A 17817-nucleotide genomic window follows, 5' to 3' on the forward strand; every position below is an offset into this window, starting at 1 on the left:
TAGGCATGAGAAGGCCGTTGGGGTTACCAGGCCATCTTATGCGTCATCTTTAAAAGGCGGGCACCGCGCAGGCATTGCGGGGTACCCGTGAGGGGCTAGCGCTACGAATCCAGTGGCGTAGCGGGGTTAGGTGTGGCCCCGAATGGCTGCATGCCGAGGCCTTGGGCAGCGCCGCCCGGCACAGTCGTCGGTGCCGGGGCATCGACAATCAGCACCGGTGAATCCAGGCGCGTGCCGAAGTCCTGCTTGAGCATGCGCAGCAGCGACCACGCCAGAATCGCCAGGACGGGAATCAGCGGCAAGGCAACAATAATGGTCGAGGTTTGCACCGCCTTGAGTCCGCCGACCTTGATCAGGCCAATGCCGACCACGGCCAGCAACAAGGCCCAGGTAATGCGAATCCAGCGGCGCGGCTCCTCATAACCGGACAATTTGTACGACGTGACCGAGGCCAGCACATAAGCCGCCGAGTCCAGGGTCGTGGCGAGGAACACAAAACACAGCAGGACGAAACCGACGATGACAACGTCAGCCATCGGCATGGTTTTCAGGATCGCCAGAATGGTTGCCGGAATACCTTGCTGGTTGAGAATGGCGCTGACATCCAGCGCTCCGGACAGCTGTAAATCCAGGGCATAACCACCCCATACCGCGAAGAACACCCAGCAACCCAGGCTGCCCCAGACCAGCTCAGCGAAGACTAACTCACGGATTGTCCTGCCCCGAGAAATGCGCGCAACAAACAGCCCCATCATCGGCGCATAGGCGATCCACCACGCCCAGTAGAAAACAGTCCAGTCCTGGGGGAAGCTGCCCTTGGCTACGGGGTCGGTCCACAGGCTCATATGAATGAAGTTATTGACCATCAGGCCGACACTGTTGGACCAGCCATTAACGATAAACAGGGTTGGGCCGATCGCCAGCACGAACAGCAGAAGCAGCACGGCTAAATAGACGTTGAAATCGCTGAGCAGCTTGATGCCTTTGCTTAGGCCGAACCACACACTGGCACCGAACAGTGCAGTCCACAGGCCGAGAATCAGCATGTCGAAACCAAACGACGACTGCAGGCCGAACACATCGGAGGCCAAGGTCGAGACCAACGGCACGGCCAAGCCTAGCGAGGTGCCAACACCGCCGACGATGCCGAACACCACCACGGTGTCGAGCAGGGTTCCCAGCCAGCCATCCGCCTTATCGCCCAATATCCCGCGTGCCGCGACCGACAGGCGCACGCCTGGCTGACGGCGCACATACATGGAGTAGGCAATCGGAATCGCCGGCAGGCAGTAGAAGGCCCAAGGCGTCAGCCCCCAGTGGAACTGCCCATAGGCCAATGCCCACTCGGCGGCGTCCTTGCTTTGGGCGGCGATGCCTAGCGGCGGGCCATCAAAGTAGTAGATCGGCTCAACCCAGGCCCAGTTGGCAATGGCAATACCGATGCCGCCACAGAAAATCATGGCAATCCAGCTGAAGTAGGAAAACTCGGGAACATCTTCGGCGCGGCCCAGGCGTACGCTGCCGTAGCGGCCCAAGGCGAGCCATAGCAGGAAAAGCACGGCACCCAGGCCGCTAAGCAAATACAGCCAGCCGAAATTACCGGTGGCAAAGCCAAATAACTGTTTGATGATCAGGTTCCCGGACTCGGGATACATGACCAGCGGGATGGTGATGCCAAGAATGACTGCAATCGATGGCCAGAACACCCGTCCATCGAGGGCTGAGCCGGTGTGTATATTACTCATCGCGATAACTCTCCTCTTGTAGGCTGGCTACGGTGACGTCCGCTGAGCGGCCGCCGGACCCGTAGTACGCGCGGACTAACCCTGGCTGCACTCGATGCAGCAACGCAGGGGGCCAGAGAGGGGGCGCCGATCGTTGGGCATAGCTTTTTTATATTTGTTGTTCATGGCAGTTCTCGTTTAGGTCACTACTGGTGAAATAACGCTCTGGCACACCGGGCAGCGGTAGTCCAGAACGCCAGTTGGGTTCTCGTGCTTAGCTCGGCAGGTACTCCTCACTCCAGCTTTCACTGATGCTCTTGCATGCAATAAGGGCGTCGATTTGCGCTTCGCTGTAGCCAAAATCGCGCAGCACCCTGCGCGTCGAAGCGCCGAATTTCTCCGCCGCTGGCAACGCGCGGATCGGAGCATTACGTGGACGAATGGCAAATGGATCGAGCTGGGTGACGCAATGACCGCTCGGGTGATCGGCATAGACGCTGAACGAATAGCTGCCGTTGTCCGTGCCGGGGCGACCATCTGCAGGACGGCTGTAGCGTTGGCGCAGGCTGTCGATGTTGTCTGGCACCGCCGCGGCGATACCGGCGGCATGCAGGCGGCTCTGCCAGGTAGCGGCGGTTGCAGCGAGCAGTGCAGTACCGAGGAAAGCGGCGTGGTCATTTGCCTCGACGAGGCCGGCGAGGCCTTCAACGCGAGCCAATCGCTCCAGCTCCAGCGCATTACTGTCCAGGTACAGCCAGTCATCTGCGGTGCGGTAGAAGCGCGACAAGTCGCTATAGCCGACAGCGTCGCGACCGGATGGCTCAGCAAAGGGTGCACGGCCGGCATAGTCGAAGCAGAACGGGATCTGCACCAGGTTGCCTAACGAGGCCAACGAGGTACGCGCCCGACTGATCTGGCCTGTTACGGCTTTTTGATAGAGCGCGGTAGCAATACCCAGGGCGGCAGCGAAACCGCACATGACATCAATGGTGCCGACATGAGCATGCTCTTCCGGAGTCTGCATGCTGCCGCCGAAGCGCAGCATGATGCCGGTAGTCGCCTGGATCAGGTCGTCGTAACCCAGATAATCCGTACGCGGGCCACGGCGGGGGCCGCCGAAGCAATCCAGCTGGCAGAAGATCACCCCTGGGTTCACCGCCTGCAGGCTGGCCTCATCGAGGCCCAGCGCAGCCAACTGCCGGTCGGGGGCGTTCATCACGATGATGTCCACCGAACGCACCAGGGTATTGAACACTTCACGGCCATCCGCCTGGTTCAAATCAACCAGGATGCTCTGCTTGCCGCGCGCCGACGACATGCCAAATACCACGGTATTCCAGGGGTCGTAGTTGGGCGTGGCGGGATCGAGCTTGATCACCTCGGCACCAAAGCGGCCGAGAAATGAAGTGGAGTGCGGGCCCGCGATCACGTTGGTCAGGTCAAGGATGCGTACTCCCTCCAACCAGCCGCCGACTTTGCCTGTGGGGGCAGGCAACGCGGGCGTGTCACATTCAGCCAGCGTCGCCAGGGCTTCCTGGATGGTCACGGTGCGGCGTGCCTGGGGGGCCAGCATCAGATCGGCACTGTCTTCCAGCCACGCGATGGGCCCTGGCTGTTTCATCACGCCGTATTGCGGATCCTTGACCTCCACCACCAGGCCAGTCGTGTTGGCGTGCTCATCATGCAGCCACTCTTGCGTGGAGCGATGCGGGGTGCCGGGGAACTGACCTTCGCCGAATACTTTTTCCCATTCGGCGGCGGTCTTGGTGAGAAACACCTCTTTCATCCGCACCGAGATACGTTTGGCCCAGTCCGCAGGCAGCGGGTAAACGCCGAGGGACGCATCGCCTTCCCACTGCTCCATCGGCAGATAGGGGTCTTCGACCTTGGGCAGGCCGGCCGCCAGCATTTCTTCATACAGCCCCATGGCCTGCAGGCAGCGCTTGGCATGCGAGCGATGGGAGGGGCAAACCGCGTAGAACTTGCGGCCATCGGCGCATTCATAGGTGCGATAGAACGGATCGAGATACTCCTGCAGATCCTCGTAGCTGAGGTTCATCGGCAAGTTCTCGGCACGCCGACGCTCGATTTCCTTCTCGCGCAGGGTCTTGTAGCGCAGCGGATAGCCCTCGATTTTGATCGAGTTATAAGACAGACCTTCCATGACGGCGGCCGCCAGGGGCACCTCGATCTGATCGCCCAGGCCGCTGCGCTGCCGCGCCTGCAGGGCCAGCACCACCGCCGATACCGCCAGCATGGTGCCGTAGGAGGATGCCAGCGGCAGCGGCGAGAAGCTCGGGTTGATCCCCATCAGCACGCGGTTCTGGCCCATGTCGGTAAACACCCCGGAGGCCGAGGCGATGATCGACTCGAAGGCGCGCCAATCACGGCGTAGCTCGTCGTTGCTGGCGAAACCCGGAATGGACAAGGTGATCAGCTCGGGGCGCTGTTGGCGCAGTTCGGCAAAATCCAGGCCTAGGCGCTGCATGACCGTGGGGCGGAAATTCTCGATCACAATATCCGCGCTGGCGATCAGTGCCTTGGCATCTTGCAGGCCCTCGGCGGACTTCAGATCGAGCTGCAGGCAGAACTTGTTACGGTTCAGTACGGCGTTGGCCGGGCTGTCCCATAGCGGCCCGCACGGCGGATCGATATGAATGACCGTGGCACCGAGGTCCGCGAGGATCATGGCCACGGCAGGCCCGGCGATATATTGGCCGAAGTCGATAACCTTGACGCCATGCAGGGGCAGTTGCTTGAGTTGTCCCATGATTCACCATCACTCTGTAAAACCCGCGGCAACGCAGGCTTTTGTTGTTGTGATTAGTCGCCGACAGGCCTCGCGGCTGTTTGGCAGCACGGCCTGGGTGACGATCTGGGGTCTACTTTCGGGAAAATACGAGAAGGGGAAAAGCAATAAAAAAAAGCCCTAAGGGGCTGTTTTATTTATGGCTATAAAAATTTGCTTATATGTGCGGCGGTTTTCCGATGGGTACACCACCTTGCCCTGCCCGGCCCAGCGGGCTGCTAGACAGGCTTGATGGGTATGAAGAAGGCTATGTGTTGAATCGTCCCGAACCGCTATACGGTGCACGAAGCGCGGATATGCGTAGGGTGGGTTAGGCGCGAACCGGGATCAGGCACACAACATCAACCCCAACGCGCCGTAACCCACCATGACGGTCCCAAACCACAATGGTGGGTTACGCGGCGCTCGGATTGCGTGGCGATACCCATAACCAGCCCCAGCGCCGCTAACCCACCCTACCAAAGCGGCCTGCAACAGGGTCTTGGGACATCACCATGCAGAAGGCCGGCTGGGCGGCGCCGTAATGACTCGCGATAAAAACCGCTGGCGGATCAGGTATCGCGGTTGGCAGCCTGCGCCTCGGCCGTTAGCCAGGCGATAAATGCGGCAGCCTGCGGGTTTGCCAGACTGTGCGGGGAGTACACCAGGTAGAAGGCTTCCAGGGTCTTGAAACGCTGTTCGAAGGGCGCAATCAATGTGCCGTCCTTAAGCATCTGCTCGACCAGAGACGAGCGCGCGAGCGCAACGCCCTGGCCAAGTTCAGCCATCCTCAGTGCCGAGATCAGGGTATCGAACTGCAGCCCTTGGGATGAGTCCACCTGCTCTGCGCCGGCTTTTTTCAGCCAGTATCCCCAGCCCTCCTCATAACCCAGAACATGCAGCAGCTCATGGCGGGCAAGATCTTTGGGGTCATTCAGCGGTTGCTGCTCAGTCCCCAGCGTCGGTGAACAAACCGGAACCAGCGTGTCCCAGGTCAAGCGATCGGCTTTCAGACCGGCCCATTTGCCCTGGCCGTGACGGATTTCCATATCCGCTTCAACGTCCACATCGGCCACCCAGATATTACTGGTGATATGCAGGTTGATCCCCGGATGCAGCTTGCGAAAGCTCGGCAAGCGCGTCGCCAACCAGTGAATAAAGAACACCAGGTTGACTCGCACCGTCAGCACTTTGTGGTGCCCCTGGCCGAAGATTTCATCAGTGGCGGCGGCCAGTCGTTCGACCGCTTCATGCACCGCTGGTAGAAAAGCCTGACCGGCCTCACTCAGCTCAAGACCTCTGGGTAGACGCTTGAACAGCACTGCACCCAATTTCGTTTCGAGGCTCTTGACCTGCTGGCTCACGGCCGCCTGGGTCAAATTCAACTCCTGCGCCGCATGGGTAAAGTTAAGGTGCCGGGCTGCACACTCGAATGCCCGCAACCAGTTGAGCGGAGGCAAGCTTTTTTTCATCCTGGGAATCTCTGGGCATGGCACCGTGAGTCAGGGCGCAAGGGCTGGAATGGTGGGTGTTTGCTCAGGCTAAGAGTAACCACCGACTGCTCGCTCGGAATAAAGTACGGGAGCAATCCTGATCTTATACTTCCCCCCCGACTGCTTTTGGCCGCTTACTCCCCGTCAGATCGTCGCTGCGCTTTGGTCAAATTAGATGTAATCGCTGGTCATTACCAATGCAAAAGACTGCTCAGAGGTAGTGCAAGTAGGCGATCCACTGCGATGCCATTACGCACATGCCTTGCCTGCCTCACCTAGGTTTTCAACGCTCTGCGAACTCAGCGCTGTTTAAGCAGATGCCGCGGCACGGCATAGAGGAAGTACAACTCGTCGTCCTGCAGATGCGCGGTCATGCCCAGCTCGGGATACACCCAGGCCTGCCCCTCGGCCAGCTCCAGGGTCAGGCGCGGCTGACCGATACTGGCGGCCAGTCGCGCAACATCCAGCGGCGCCGGCGGTAGCAGGGTCAGCGCAATAATCGGGCGATTAGCCAATGGCACCAGCAGCTGACGGCTCAATGGCTGTTCCTCGTCCGCCGGCTTTAGCCCGGCGGCGGCCAGCAGGCTTTCGCGCTCGGCTTTGTCCAAACCGACCTCCGCCTCCAGCGACCAGTTTCCATCGCCGTCCTGCAACTCACCGCGATACAGCAGACGTGCGCCGTCCAGGTTGGGCTGCAGCCAAAGCTCGCCTTCCAGAGCATCCTTCAGCTGCACCAGGCTCAGGCGATCATCGGCCAGCGGCGTGAACACCTGGCTTTGCCATTGCGCCAGCCAGGGCAAAGGATGTGCAGCCGGCTGCGGGCGCATCAGCCACGCCCCCCAGGCAAAGAACAGGGCGGCGACCACGGCAAAGATCAGCCAGTGCTGCGGGCGTATGGGCGGTAATTTCATCGAGGTTTTCCTTGACCATAAAAAATCGCCGGGCGTGATTTTCAACGTCGCTCAGCGGCGGCCCGAAGAGTAGCCACCAGGGATGGTAGGCATAAAAAACTGTCCGGAGCAGTTTTTAACGTCACGTAGCGACGGCCCGAAGGGTGGCCGCCAGGGATGGCAGGCCATAAAAAAGCCGCACCCGGGTGCGGCTTCTGACAGTAGCGCGATTTACGCGGCGATCGAGCCCTTGAGCTTGTTCATCGCGTTTTTTTCCAGCTGACGGATGCGCTCGGCCGAGACGTTGTACTTGGCGGCCAGGTCATGCAGCGTGGCTTTCTCTTCCGCCAGCCAGCGCTGGTAGAGGATGTCACGGCTGCGCTCGTCCAGACCGTCCAGCGCCTCGTGCAGATTGGCGGTGGCGCTGTCGCTCCAGTCCGAATCCTCCAGCTGACGCGCCGGGTCGTAGCGGTGGTCTTCCAGGTAATGCGCCGGCGACTGGAAGGCGCTTTCGTCGTCGGCTTCGGCAGCCGGGTCGAAGGCCATGTCATGGCCGGTCAGGCGGCTTTCCATCTCGCGCACTTCGCGCGGCTCAACGCCCAGGCTTTCCGCCACGGCATGCACTTCGTCGTTGTTCAGCCAGGCCAGGCGCTTCTTCTGGCTGCGCAGGTTGAAGAACAGCTTGCGCTGCGCCTTGGTGGTGGCGACTTTGACGATGCGCCAGTTTTTCAGGATGAACTCGTGGATCTCGGCGCGAATCCAGTGCACGGCGAACGACACCAGGCGCACACCCATTTCCGGGTTGAAGCGCTTGACCGCCTTCATCAGGCCGACGTTGCCTTCCTGAATCAGGTCAGCCTGGGCCAGGCCATAACCGGAGTAGCTGCGGGCGATATGCACAACAAAACGCAGGTGAGCCAGAACCATTTGCCGAGCGGCTTCGAGGTCCTGTTTGTAGAAGAGACTTTCCGCCAGCTCACGCTCCTGCTCGGGGGTCAACAGCGGGATGCCGTTTACCGCATGCACGTACGCCTCCAGGTTGGCACCCGGGACCAGAGCATGAACAGGTTGCAAAGAAGTGGACATTTGAATCCTCCGACTGACGAATCGTGGAGCAGTCTAGCACTGCACTTTGGGACTTTGTACCGGGGTACAAGTTCCCTTACACATAGTCAATATCAAGTAAAACAATAACTTACTACCTTGGTGCCAGTTCGCTCAAGTGCCTTGCGACCGCCAGCCAGGCGCCAATATAGCCCAACAGCAGCGCGCCGAGCAGCAGGGATAGACCATCGGCTATCGGCACGCCCGCCAGGGCGAAGTCGCTGCCGTACAAGCCGGCCAGACGCACCACGGCGTCATTCAGCCAGCCCAGGCCGTAGGCCAGCAGCAGCCAGGCCAACAGGCCGGCGCCCAAGCCGTAGAGCGTGCCCATATAAAGGAAGGGCCGCCGCACGTAGCTGTCGGTACCGCCGACCAGCTTGATCACCTCGATCTCGGTGCGGCGGTTCTCGATATGCAGACGAATGGTATTACCGATCACCAGCAGCAGTGCCATCACCAACAGCAGGGTCAGGCCGAAGACGAAGCGCTCACCCAGCTTGAGCATCGCGCTCAGGCGCTCGACCCAGAGCAGATCCAGCTGCGCCTGCTGCACCTGCGGCAGCTCGGCCAAACGCAGACGCAGGGCTTCCAGGGCGACCTTATCGACTTGCTGCGGAGTTACCACGATCACCCCAGGCAGCGGGTTATCAGGCAGTTCTTTCAGCGCTTCGCCGAGGCCGGACTGTTGCTGGAACTCGGCCAAGGCCTGTTCGCGGCTGATCCACTCGGCCTCTTCCACGTCATCCATGGCCGCGACTTGTTCACGCAAGGTTTGACCTTGGGTATCCGTGGCGTCGATCTGTAGAAACAGGGAAATCTGCGCCGCGCGCTGCCAGGACACCCCCAGGCGCTCGACGTTATCCAGCAATAGCGCCAGGCCCATGGGCAGGCTCAGGGCCACGGCCATCACCAGGCAGGTAAAGAAGCTGCCAATTGGCTGTTTACCCAACCGGCGCAGGCTGTCGACCAGGCTGGCGCGGTGGTTTTCCAACCAGGCATGCAACTGCTGGGAAAAGCTTGGACCGTCGTCGTCCGGTGTCGGCGCTTCGGACTTCTTCGGCGCGGCACCAACGCGTTGTGCCGGTTGCGGAGGCGGCATGCGGGTGGCGCTCATGCGGCCTCCCCGTCGCCGATCAGGCGGCCGCGCTGCAGGGTCAGCATACGGTGGCGCATACGCGCGATCAGGGCCAGGTCGTGACTGGCGATCAGCACGGTGGTGCCCAGGCGGTTGATGTCTTCAAACACCCCCATGATTTCGGCCGCCAGGCGCGGGTCGAGGTTACCGGTCGGCTCATCCGCCAGCAGCAGCGCCGGGCGATGCACCACGGCGCGGGCGATGCCGACGCGCTGCTGCTGACCGGTGGACAGATCACCGGGGGACTGCTCGGCCTTGTCGGCCAGGGACACACGCTCCAGCGCGGTGCGCACGCGGGTGCCGATCTCGTCCTTGGACAGGCCGAGAATCTGCAGCGGCAGCGCCACGTTGTCGAACACGCTGCGGTCGAACAGCAGCTGATGGTTCTGGAACACCACACCGATCTGCCGACGCAGAAAGGGAATCTGTGCATTGGTGATATGCGACAGGTCCTGCCCCGCCAGCAGCAGCTTGCCACTGCTCGGCCGCTCCATCGCCAGCAGCAGGCGCAGCAAGGTGCTCTTGCCCGCCCCGGAATGCCCGGTAACGAACAAAAACTCACCACGGCGCACGTGGAAGCTCAACTCGTGCAGCCCGATGTGGCCGTTGGCGTAGCGTTTACCGACCTGCTCGAACTTGATCATCCTATTTCTCCGCGAACAGCGCCTGAACGAAGGCTTCGGCCTCGAAGGTGCGCAGGTCATCAATACCCTCGCCCACCCCGATATAGCGAATCGGCAATACAAACTGCTTGGCCAGGGCAAAGATCACCCCGCCCTTGGCGGTGCCGTCCAGCTTGGTCAGCGCCAGGCCGGTGAGGTTGACCGTCTGATTGAACTGCTTGGCCTGGTTGATCGCGTTCTGCCCGGTGCCGGCGTCCAGCACCAGCAGCACTTCGTGCGGCGCGCTGTCATCCAGCTTGCCGATTACCCGGCGGACCTTCTTCAGCTCTTCCATCAGGTTGTCTTTGGTGTGCAGACGCCCAGCGGTGTCGGCGATCAGCACGTCCATGCCACGCGACTTGGCGGCCTGCACCGCATCGAAAATCACCGAGGCGGAATCGGCGCCGGTGTGCTGGGCGATCACCGCAATCTGGTTGCGTTCGCCCCACACCTGCAACTGCTCGACGGCAGCGGCGCGGAAGGTGTCACCGGCGGCGAGCATGACCTTCTTGCCATCCTGCTGGAGTTTTTTCGCCAGCTTGCCGATGGTGGTGGTCTTGCCCGCGCCGTTTACGCCGACCACCAGAATCACATAGGGCTGCTTGCCGCTGTCGATCTTCAGCGGCTGCTCGACCGGCTTGAGCAGGGCCACCAGCTCATCCTGCAGGGCCTTGTACAGCGCACCGCTGTCGGCCAGTTCCTTGCGCGCGACGCGTTTAGTCAGGTTACCGATGATTGCCGTGGTGGCCTCGACGCCCACATCCGCAGTCAGCAGGCGGGTCTCCAGGTCTTCGAGCAGGTCATCGTCGATAACCTTCTTGCCGAGAAACAGGCTGGCCATGCCTTCGCCAAGGCTGGCGCTGGTCTTCGACAGGCCTTGCTTGAGGCGTTCGAGAAAGCCGGCGCGGGTTTCTTCGGCGCTTTTAACCGGCGCAGCGACCGGCTGCACGGCGGCAGGCTCGACCACCGGCGGCTCGATAACCAGCGCAGGCTGTTCAATATGGGCATGCAGCACTTCGCTGCCGGCATTGATGCGAAAGCGTGAGGGGCGTGGCGGCGGGTTTAGCTCAGGGTTTTCAGCCGACGCAGGCACAGCAGCAGCTGCCTGCTCAACCGGAGCGACCGGAGCAGGCAGCTCGGCAGCGGCCTCGGCGGTAATGACCGGCTCTACGACTGGCGCAGCAACTTCGCTGACCGGCGCAACGGGGGCGGGCTCGGAGACCTCAGCAGCAGAAACAGCCGCAGCAGCCGGCGGCTCGCTAACCGGAGTTGGTTGCGACTCAGGGTTGGCCGGTGCTTGCGGCTTCTTGCGCAGCCAGCCGAACAGGTCTTTCTTCTCTGCAGGTTTCTCGGCAGAGGCCGGCGCAGCAGGCGCGGGCGTGTGCTTGTCGTCGTTGGAACCAAACATGGAGGACGGCTATCTCAAAGGTGCGACGCGCAGGCCACAGGCTCTGAAGGCATTACTCACGCGGCATTAAAAGCTGAAGAGTGCACGCGGAAACAATCAGAAGCCTTAGCAGGCGTGGTCGCCAGTAAAACGGATGCGTATCCTAGCACCTCCGCGCCCGCCGACGCTAAGACCAAGCGGGCCCGTCCGACAGGTCGATAACCCATGCATATGATTGCCCAACGCACTGCAGCCCTGCTGCTCGGCGTGCTCTGTACACCCCTGCTGGCCCTGGCCGCAGAACCCCAGCCGACCCACGAATTCAGCCTGGACAATGGCCTCAAGGTCATCGTGCGCGAAGACCATCGCGCCCCGGTGGTGGTCAGCCAGCTCTGGTACAAGGTCGGCTCCAGCTACGAGACGCCCGGCCAGACCGGCCTGTCCCACGCCCTCGAACACATGATGTTCAAGGGCAGCCGCAAGCTCGGCCCCGGCGAAGCCTCACGCATCCTGCGCGAGCTGGGTGCCGAGGAAAACGCCTTTACCAGCGACGACTACACCGCCTACTACCAGGTGCTGGCCCGCGACCGCCTGGCCGTCGCCCTGGAACTGGAGGCCGACCGTCTGGCCAGCCTCAAACTGCCAGCCGACGAGTTCGCCAAGGAAATCGAGGTGATCAAGGAGGAGCGCCGCCTGCGCACCGACGACAAACCGTCGAGCCTGGCCTACGAGCGTTTCAAGGCCATGGCCTACCCGGCCAGCGGTTACCACACGCCCACCATCGGCTGGATGGCCGACCTCGAACGCATGACCGTCGAGGAGCTGCGCGCCTGGTACGAGGCGTGGTACGCGCCGAACAACGCCACCCTGGTGGTGGTCGGTGACGTCAGCGTCGCCGAGGTTAAGACTCTCGCCGAACGCTATTTCGCTGCCATCCCCCAACGCGCCGTGCCCATCGCCAAGGCGCCGCGTGAGCTGGCAGCGCCGGGCGAGCGACGCATCACCCTCTACCTGAAAACCCAGCTGCCGAGCCTGATGATGGGCTTTAACGTGCCGGGCCTGGCCACCGCCGAACAACCGCGCCAGGTGCACGCTTTGCGTCTGGCCGCTGCGCTGCTCGATGGCGGCTACAGCGCCCGCCTGCCAACCCGCCTGGAGCGCGGCGAGGAATTAGTCTCCGGAGCTTCGGCCTGGTACAACGGTTACTCCCGTGGCGACAGCCTGTTTATTCTTTCCGCCACGCCCAACGTGCAGACCGGCAAGACCCTGCTGCAGGTCGAAGCCGGCCTGTGGCGCGAGCTGGAGGATTTGCAGAACACCCCGCCAAGCGCCGAGGAACTGGCCCGCGTACGCGCACAAGTGATCGCCGGCCTGGTCTACGAGCGTGACTCGATCACCAGCCAGGCCACCGCCATCGGCCAGCTGGAAACCGTCGGCCTGTCGTGGCAGCTGATCGATCAGGAACTGGCCGAACTGGAGGCCGTGACCCCGGCCGATATCCAGCAAGCCGCCAGTACCTTCTTTACCCGCGAGCGCCTGAGCGTCGCCCATGTTCTGCCTGAGGAGAAGCGCAATGAGTGAGCGCAATGGCCTGCGCTACGGCCTGCTCGGCCTGGCGCTACTGATATTGCTGGCGCTGCTGGCCCTGGTGATTAACCGCCCCGATAGCAGCCCAACCCCGGCTGCGGCCGCCGAGTCGAACAGCATCGAATCCCTGGCCGCCCTCGGCGATCAGCCTCCGAGCCGGCGCGACCTGAACATCCAGACCTGGCAAACCGCCGAAGGCGCCAAGGTGCTGTTCGTCGAAGCCCGCGAGCTGCCGATGTTCGACCTGCAGCTGACCTTTGCCGCCGGCAGCAGCCATGACGACGGCGTCGCCGGCCTGGCCATGCTGACCAACGCCATGCTCAACGAAGGCGTACCGGGCAAGGATGTCGGGGCAATTGCCGCTGGTTTCGAGAACCTCGGCGCCAACTTTGGCAACGGCGCATTCCGCGACATGGCCATCGCCAGCCTGCGTAGCTTGAGCGCTGCGGATAAACGCGAGCCGGCCATGCAACTGTTCAATCAGGTAATCGGCCAGCCGACCTTCCCGGACGACGCCCTGGCGCGAATCAAAAACCAGCTGCTGGCCGGTTTCGAGTACCAGAAGCAGGATCCCGGCAAGCTGGCCAGCCTGGCGCTGTTCGAGCGTCTGTACGGCAGCCATCCTTATGCGCACCCCAGCGACGGCAATGCCGAGTCGATCCCGAGCATCAGCCGTGAACAATTGCAGGCCTTCCACGCCAAGGCCTACACCGCCAATAACGCGATTATCGCGCTGGTCGGCGACCTCTCGCACAGCGACGCCGAAGCCCTGGCCAGCCAGGTGTCCGCCGCCCTGCCGCAAGGCCCGGCGCTGCCACGCATCGCCCAGCCGCAAACACCCAAGCCGGGGCTGCAACATATCGAGTTCCCCTCCAACCAGACCCACCTGATGATCGCCCAGCTCGGCATCGACCGCCGCGACCCGGACTATGCCGCGCTCTACCTGGGCAACCAGGTGTTCGGCGGTGGTGGCTTCGGCACCCGCCTGATGACCGAAGTGCGCGAGAAGCGCGGCCTGACCTATGGCGTCTACTCCGGCTTCAGCGCCATGCAGGCGCGCGGGCCCTTTATGATCAACCTGCAGACCCGCGCCGAACTCAGCGACGGCACCCTGCAGCTGGTCAAAAGCATGCTGGCCGACTTCATCAAGAACGGCCCGACCACTGATGAGCTGAACAATGCCAAGCGCGAACTGGCCGGCAGCTTCCCACTGTCCACCGCGAGTAACGCCGCCATCGTCGGCCAACTCGGTTCCATGGCCTTCTATGACTTGCCACTGAGCTACCTGGAAGACTTTATGCGCGACGTTCAGGCGCTGAGCGTGGCGCAGGTCAAAACCGCCATGGCCAAGCACCTCAACCCCGAGGCCCTGGTGATCGTCACCGCCGGCCCGACCGTGGCGCAGCAAGAACTGCCGCCGCCCACCGACAACCCCGCCGAGCAACCCTCTGGCGTCCCGGAGCACTGATGAGCAAGCGACCCAAACCGCCGAAAGCCAACCCCGCCCATAGTGGCGATGGCCAGCTGCGGATCATCGGCGGGCAATGGCGCTCGCGCCAGTTCAACTTCCCCATGGCCGCCGGGCTGCGGCCGACGCCGAACCGCGTACGCGAGACCCTGTTCAACTGGCTGGCGCCCTATGTCGAGGGCGCCAAGGTGCTCGACCTGTTCGCCGGCAGCGGCGCGCTGTTTCTCGAAGCGTTGTCGCGTGGCGCTGGCAGCGCCCTGGCCCTGGACCTCAATCCCGCCGCCATCGCCAGCCTACGCGGCCACCTGCAAACGCTGAACTGCGACAACGGCCAGTTGCAACAGACCGACGCCCTGCTCTACCTGCAGAACCCGCTAGCGACGCCGTTCGACCTGGTGTTTCTCGACCCGCCGTTCAACCAGAACCTGCTGCTACCGGCCTGCACCCTGCTGGAACAACATGGCTGGCTGGCAGCCGACGCCTGGGTCTACACCGAAAGCGAAAACCCACCGTCCAGCCTCGGCATGCCCGGCAACTGGCGTTTGCACCGCGAGCAGAAGGCTGGCCAGGTGTATTACGCGCTGTGGCAGCGTACGGCGTAACTCACCACGCACCGGACGAAGCCCCGCCTCTGTATCCCGGATGCAAGCCGGGAGCGTATCGTCAATAACCTCAAAATCCCCCGGATTGCATCCGGGCTACGGGCTACAACCATGAGCACACCCTTTAAACCCGCCTGGTGGCTGCCCGGCCCACATCTGCAAACCCTGTGGAACCCGATGTGCCGCCAACCGGCGAAGCTTGAGCGCACGCGCGAACGCCTGTGGCTGGACGATGGCGACTTTCTCGACCTGGACTGGCATGGCCCACACCAGGCGGATGCGCCGCTGGTGCTGCTGCTGCATGGCCTGACCGGCTCATCCGACTCGCTGTATGTGCTGGGTTTGCAGCAACAACTGGCGGCCCGGGGCTGGGCCAGCGTGGCACTGAACTGGCGCGGCTGCTCGGGCGAGCCGAACCTGCTGGCCCGCGGTTACCATTCAGGCGCCAGCGAAGATTTGGCGGAAACCGTGCGCCACCTGCGCGCGCAGCGGCCGATGGCGCCGCTGTATGCCGTGGGTTATTCGCTGGGCGGCAATGTGCTGCTCAAGTACCTCGGCGAAACGGGGGCGGACAGCCAGCTGCAGGGCGCAGCGGCGGTGTCGGTGCCGTTTCGCCTGGATCAGTGCGCCGACCGCATCGGCCTGGGCTTTTCCAGGGTCTATCAACGCCACTTTATGCGCGAGATGGTGGCCTACGTGAAGGACAAACAGCGCCTGTTCGCCCACCAGGGCATGGCCGACCGGCTGTCCACCCTGGAGAAACTCGGCCCGCTGGACAACATGCGCACCTTCTGGGATTTCGACGGGCGCATCACCGCGCCGCTGCATGGCTACGCCGATGCCGAGGACTACTACCGCCGCGCCTCCAGCCGCTACTTTCTCGGCCAGATCGAGACGCCGACACTGATTATCCAGGCCGCCGACGACCCCTTCGTGTTCGCCCACAGCCTGCCCGACGCCGGCGAACTGTCACCCAGCATCGACTTCGAACTGCACGCCCACGGCGGCCACGTCGGCTTTGTCGAAGGCAACCTGGGTAAGCCGGGCTATTATCTGGAACGGCGTATTCCACAGTGGCTGAGCGGCTTGGCCAACGCCTGAGCGGTCGGCGCGACTGATCTACTCCGGCGGTTCCGGTGCGCCAGCTGGCCTCAGCCACAGGCTGGTGTCGGGTGTCGTCAGCCCGCTGAATGACGGGTGTTCAAGGTAAATCAAGGTACGCTTTTCCAGTTGTGCTTGCTGCGCCAGTTGACCGAAATGACTTAGGAACAGCGCGCGAAAGCTGCCATCGGCCCGAATCTGCGCCAAGCCATCAGCGAAGCGTTGCTTGAGCGCCTGGTCAGCGCGGTTAAAGGTGAAAAACACCGGCAAGTCGTAGACCAGCGCCAGGTGCGGCTCAACCATCAGCTGCGGGTACTCCTGAGCGTACGCCGCCAGTTCTTTCCAGGCCTCATGTAGCCCACGGTGGTAGTAATCGAAGCGGTGCTTATTGAGCATCGGCAACAGATTCTCGGGATTGGCCACCCCGACCACCGGTAGGCGATTGCGCGCGAACAGGGCAAAGTCGCCCCACTGGCTGCCGAAGCCGCCCCGTAGCTGGCGCAGATCGTCGAGGCTATCGACTTGGGCGAAACGCTCTGCGTCGGCGCGATGGATCAACAACACGCGGTAGCCCAGCATGCCGTTGTGCAGATCGAACGGTAGTATCAGAAAGTCACGCTGACGCTCCTCGGTCGGTGGCACATAGGCCAGATCCACCAGGCCGCTGCTCAGCAGTGCCAGACAGCGTTCCTGTGCCGGGTCTGGGCCATCCGCGGGAATGATCTTGCGCGGCCCATAGCGCTCGGCCGTCCGCTCGAGAATCAGCTCAGTCAGCTCAAGTCGGTAGGCATACTTTTCAGGCTCGTGCTGACAGACCCGCAAGCCGTTTTCGGCGTATACCAACATGCAGTACACGCTACCCAACAGCAAACCCCATAGCCAGCGACCACTCATATACCCGAATACCCGAACTCGCTCTGATTGGCGGCTGATTGCAAGCGCCCGAAACCGACGGACCTATGGACTGTCGTGCAGCCGCCAATAGCGTTTAGTTAGCGTCCTATGGTTAAGCGTAGCCGGTGCCTCACCGACACCTCAGATAACCTGATCCAACGGCACATGCAGCCTGGCGTACAGCGCCTCCACCGCTTCGCGCGCTTGTGGGGCGATATAGCCACCCTCCAGCGTCAGCACCTGATAGATGCCACGGCGCAGCATCTCCTGGCTGAGGTCGCCGGGGTTGCCGCGGGTGGTGCAGAGAAAGCGCACCCAGGAGGTCATGATGATCCAGCTATTGAGGGTCAACGCCTCGATCTGCGGCGCATTCATCAGCAGGATGCCGGCCTCGACAAAGCCCTGATAAATGCCCTGCGCGCGCTGTAGGCAGCGCTGCGAGAACAGCTTGTAGCGCTCGGCCAGCTCGGCGTCGCTGTCGAGCAGGTGCTCCAGATCGCGGTGCAGAAAGCGGTAATGCCACATGGCCGCGAGCAGCGCTTCCAGATAGAAGGTCTTGTCCTGCACGGTCAGCGCGCGGCCCTCGGGACGGCGCAGAAAGGTATCCACCTGGCTTTCATAAAGGCTAAACAGCTCGGCGATGATCGCCTGCTTGTTACGGAAGTGGTAGTACAGGTTGCCGGGTGAAATCCCCAGGTGCGCGGCGATATGGTTGGTGGTGACGCTGCGCTCGCCCTGGGCGTTAAACAGCGCCAGGCTCTCCTGAATAATGCGTTCGCGGGTTTTCGGGGCGGCCATGGCAATGGATCTCAACTGAAAAAGCCCGGCAAAGGTACAGGCAGAAACCTCAGAAGTGTTACCGGAAAAAGCCGTGAAACCATACGCTAACTTTTCGTTGGGCTGCGCCTGTCAGCTTACCGCGCCATGCTATTTGACAGATTAGAGCAATTGCTCTAAAAATCCAGCACACCTTTTCTGCAGC

14 protein-coding genes are annotated in these 17817 nt (G+C 62.2%); 4 read left to right on the top strand and 10 right to left on the bottom strand.

The window, feature by feature from the left end; translation table 11 throughout:
• Positions 1-101: 101 nt before the first annotated feature.
• From WA145_RS14175 to ftsY, 8 genes are all read right to left on the bottom strand, one after another.
• Positions 102-1745, bottom strand: a complete 1644-nt coding sequence (locus WA145_RS14175) for a BCCT family transporter (RefSeq protein WP_422582195.1) — start codon at positions 1743-1745, stop codon at positions 102-104.
• Between the two features lie 253 nt (positions 1746-1998).
• Positions 1999-4494, bottom strand: a complete 2496-nt coding sequence (locus WA145_RS14180; protein ID WP_422582196.1) for a CoA transferase — start codon at positions 4492-4494, stop codon at positions 1999-2001.
• 590 nt (positions 4495-5084) lie between these two features.
• Positions 5085-5984: a transcriptional regulator GcvA gene (gcvA, locus tag WA145_RS14185; protein ID WP_422582197.1), complete on the bottom strand. Its 900-nt coding sequence runs from the start codon at positions 5982-5984 to the stop codon at positions 5085-5087.
• Between the two features lie 320 nt (positions 5985-6304).
• Positions 6305-6916 carry a hypothetical protein gene (locus WA145_RS14190; protein WP_422582198.1) on the bottom strand — a complete coding sequence of 204 codons (612 nt, stop codon included), beginning with the start codon at positions 6914-6916 and terminating at the stop codon, positions 6305-6307.
• 210 nt (positions 6917-7126) lie between these two features.
• A complete protein-coding gene (gene rpoH, locus WA145_RS14195; RefSeq protein WP_422582199.1) occupies positions 7127-7981 on the bottom strand; it encodes an RNA polymerase sigma factor RpoH in 855 nt (284 codons plus the stop codon).
• Between the two features lie 112 nt (positions 7982-8093).
• Positions 8094-9113 (bottom strand): permease-like cell division protein FtsX, encoded by a 1020-nt coding sequence (gene ftsX, locus WA145_RS14200; RefSeq protein ID WP_422582200.1) that lies wholly within the window; start codon positions 9111-9113, stop codon positions 8094-8096.
• Positions 9110-9778 (bottom strand): cell division ATP-binding protein FtsE, encoded by a 669-nt coding sequence (gene ftsE, locus WA145_RS14205; protein WP_422582201.1) that lies wholly within the window; start codon positions 9776-9778, stop codon positions 9110-9112. The genes ftsX and ftsE overlap by 4 nt, the downstream gene beginning before the upstream one ends.
• A gap of 1 nt (position 9779) precedes the next feature.
• Positions 9780-11204, bottom strand: a complete 1425-nt coding sequence (ftsY, locus tag WA145_RS14210) for a signal recognition particle-docking protein FtsY (RefSeq protein ID WP_422582202.1) — start codon at positions 11202-11204, stop codon at positions 9780-9782.
• Positions 11205-11408: 204 nt separating this feature from the next.
• Between ftsY and WA145_RS14215 the strand changes: the two genes are divergently transcribed.
• The 4 genes from WA145_RS14215 (at position 11409) to WA145_RS14230 (ending at position 15941) form a co-directional block, all read left to right on the top strand.
• Positions 11409-12764 carry a M16 family metallopeptidase gene (locus WA145_RS14215; RefSeq protein WP_422582203.1) on the top strand — a complete coding sequence of 452 codons (1356 nt, stop codon included), beginning with the start codon at positions 11409-11411 and terminating at the stop codon, positions 12762-12764.
• On the top strand, positions 12757-14238 hold the full coding sequence (locus WA145_RS14220) for a M16 family metallopeptidase (protein ID WP_422582204.1): 1482 nt from the start codon (positions 12757-12759) through the stop codon (positions 14236-14238). Before WA145_RS14215 ends, WA145_RS14220 begins: the two co-directional genes overlap by 8 nt.
• Positions 14238-14840 (top strand): 16S rRNA (guanine(966)-N(2))-methyltransferase RsmD, encoded by a 603-nt coding sequence (gene rsmD / locus WA145_RS14225; RefSeq protein ID WP_422582205.1) that lies wholly within the window; start codon positions 14238-14240, stop codon positions 14838-14840. Before WA145_RS14220 ends, rsmD begins: the two co-directional genes overlap by 1 nt.
• A 111-nt stretch (positions 14841-14951) precedes the next feature.
• Positions 14952-15941, top strand: a complete 990-nt coding sequence (locus WA145_RS14230; protein ID WP_422582206.1) for a hydrolase — start codon at positions 14952-14954, stop codon at positions 15939-15941.
• Between the two features lie 18 nt (positions 15942-15959).
• Here WA145_RS14230 and WA145_RS14235 read toward each other — a convergent pair whose 3' ends face one another.
• Positions 15960-16787: a substrate-binding periplasmic protein gene (locus WA145_RS14235; protein ID WP_422582207.1), complete on the bottom strand. Its 828-nt coding sequence runs from the start codon at positions 16785-16787 to the stop codon at positions 15960-15962.
• Positions 16788-16976: 189 nt separating this feature from the next.
• Complete coding sequence (locus WA145_RS14240; RefSeq protein ID WP_422582208.1) at positions 16977-17633, bottom strand: TetR/AcrR family transcriptional regulator; 657 nt, start codon at positions 17631-17633, stop codon at positions 16977-16979.
• Positions 17634-17817: the final 184 nt, after the last annotated feature.

The sequence above is a fragment of the Pseudomonas sp. genome (genome assembly GCF_049301935.1).
In the GTDB taxonomy this organism is placed as follows: domain Bacteria; phylum Pseudomonadota; class Gammaproteobacteria; order Pseudomonadales; family Pseudomonadaceae; genus Aquipseudomonas.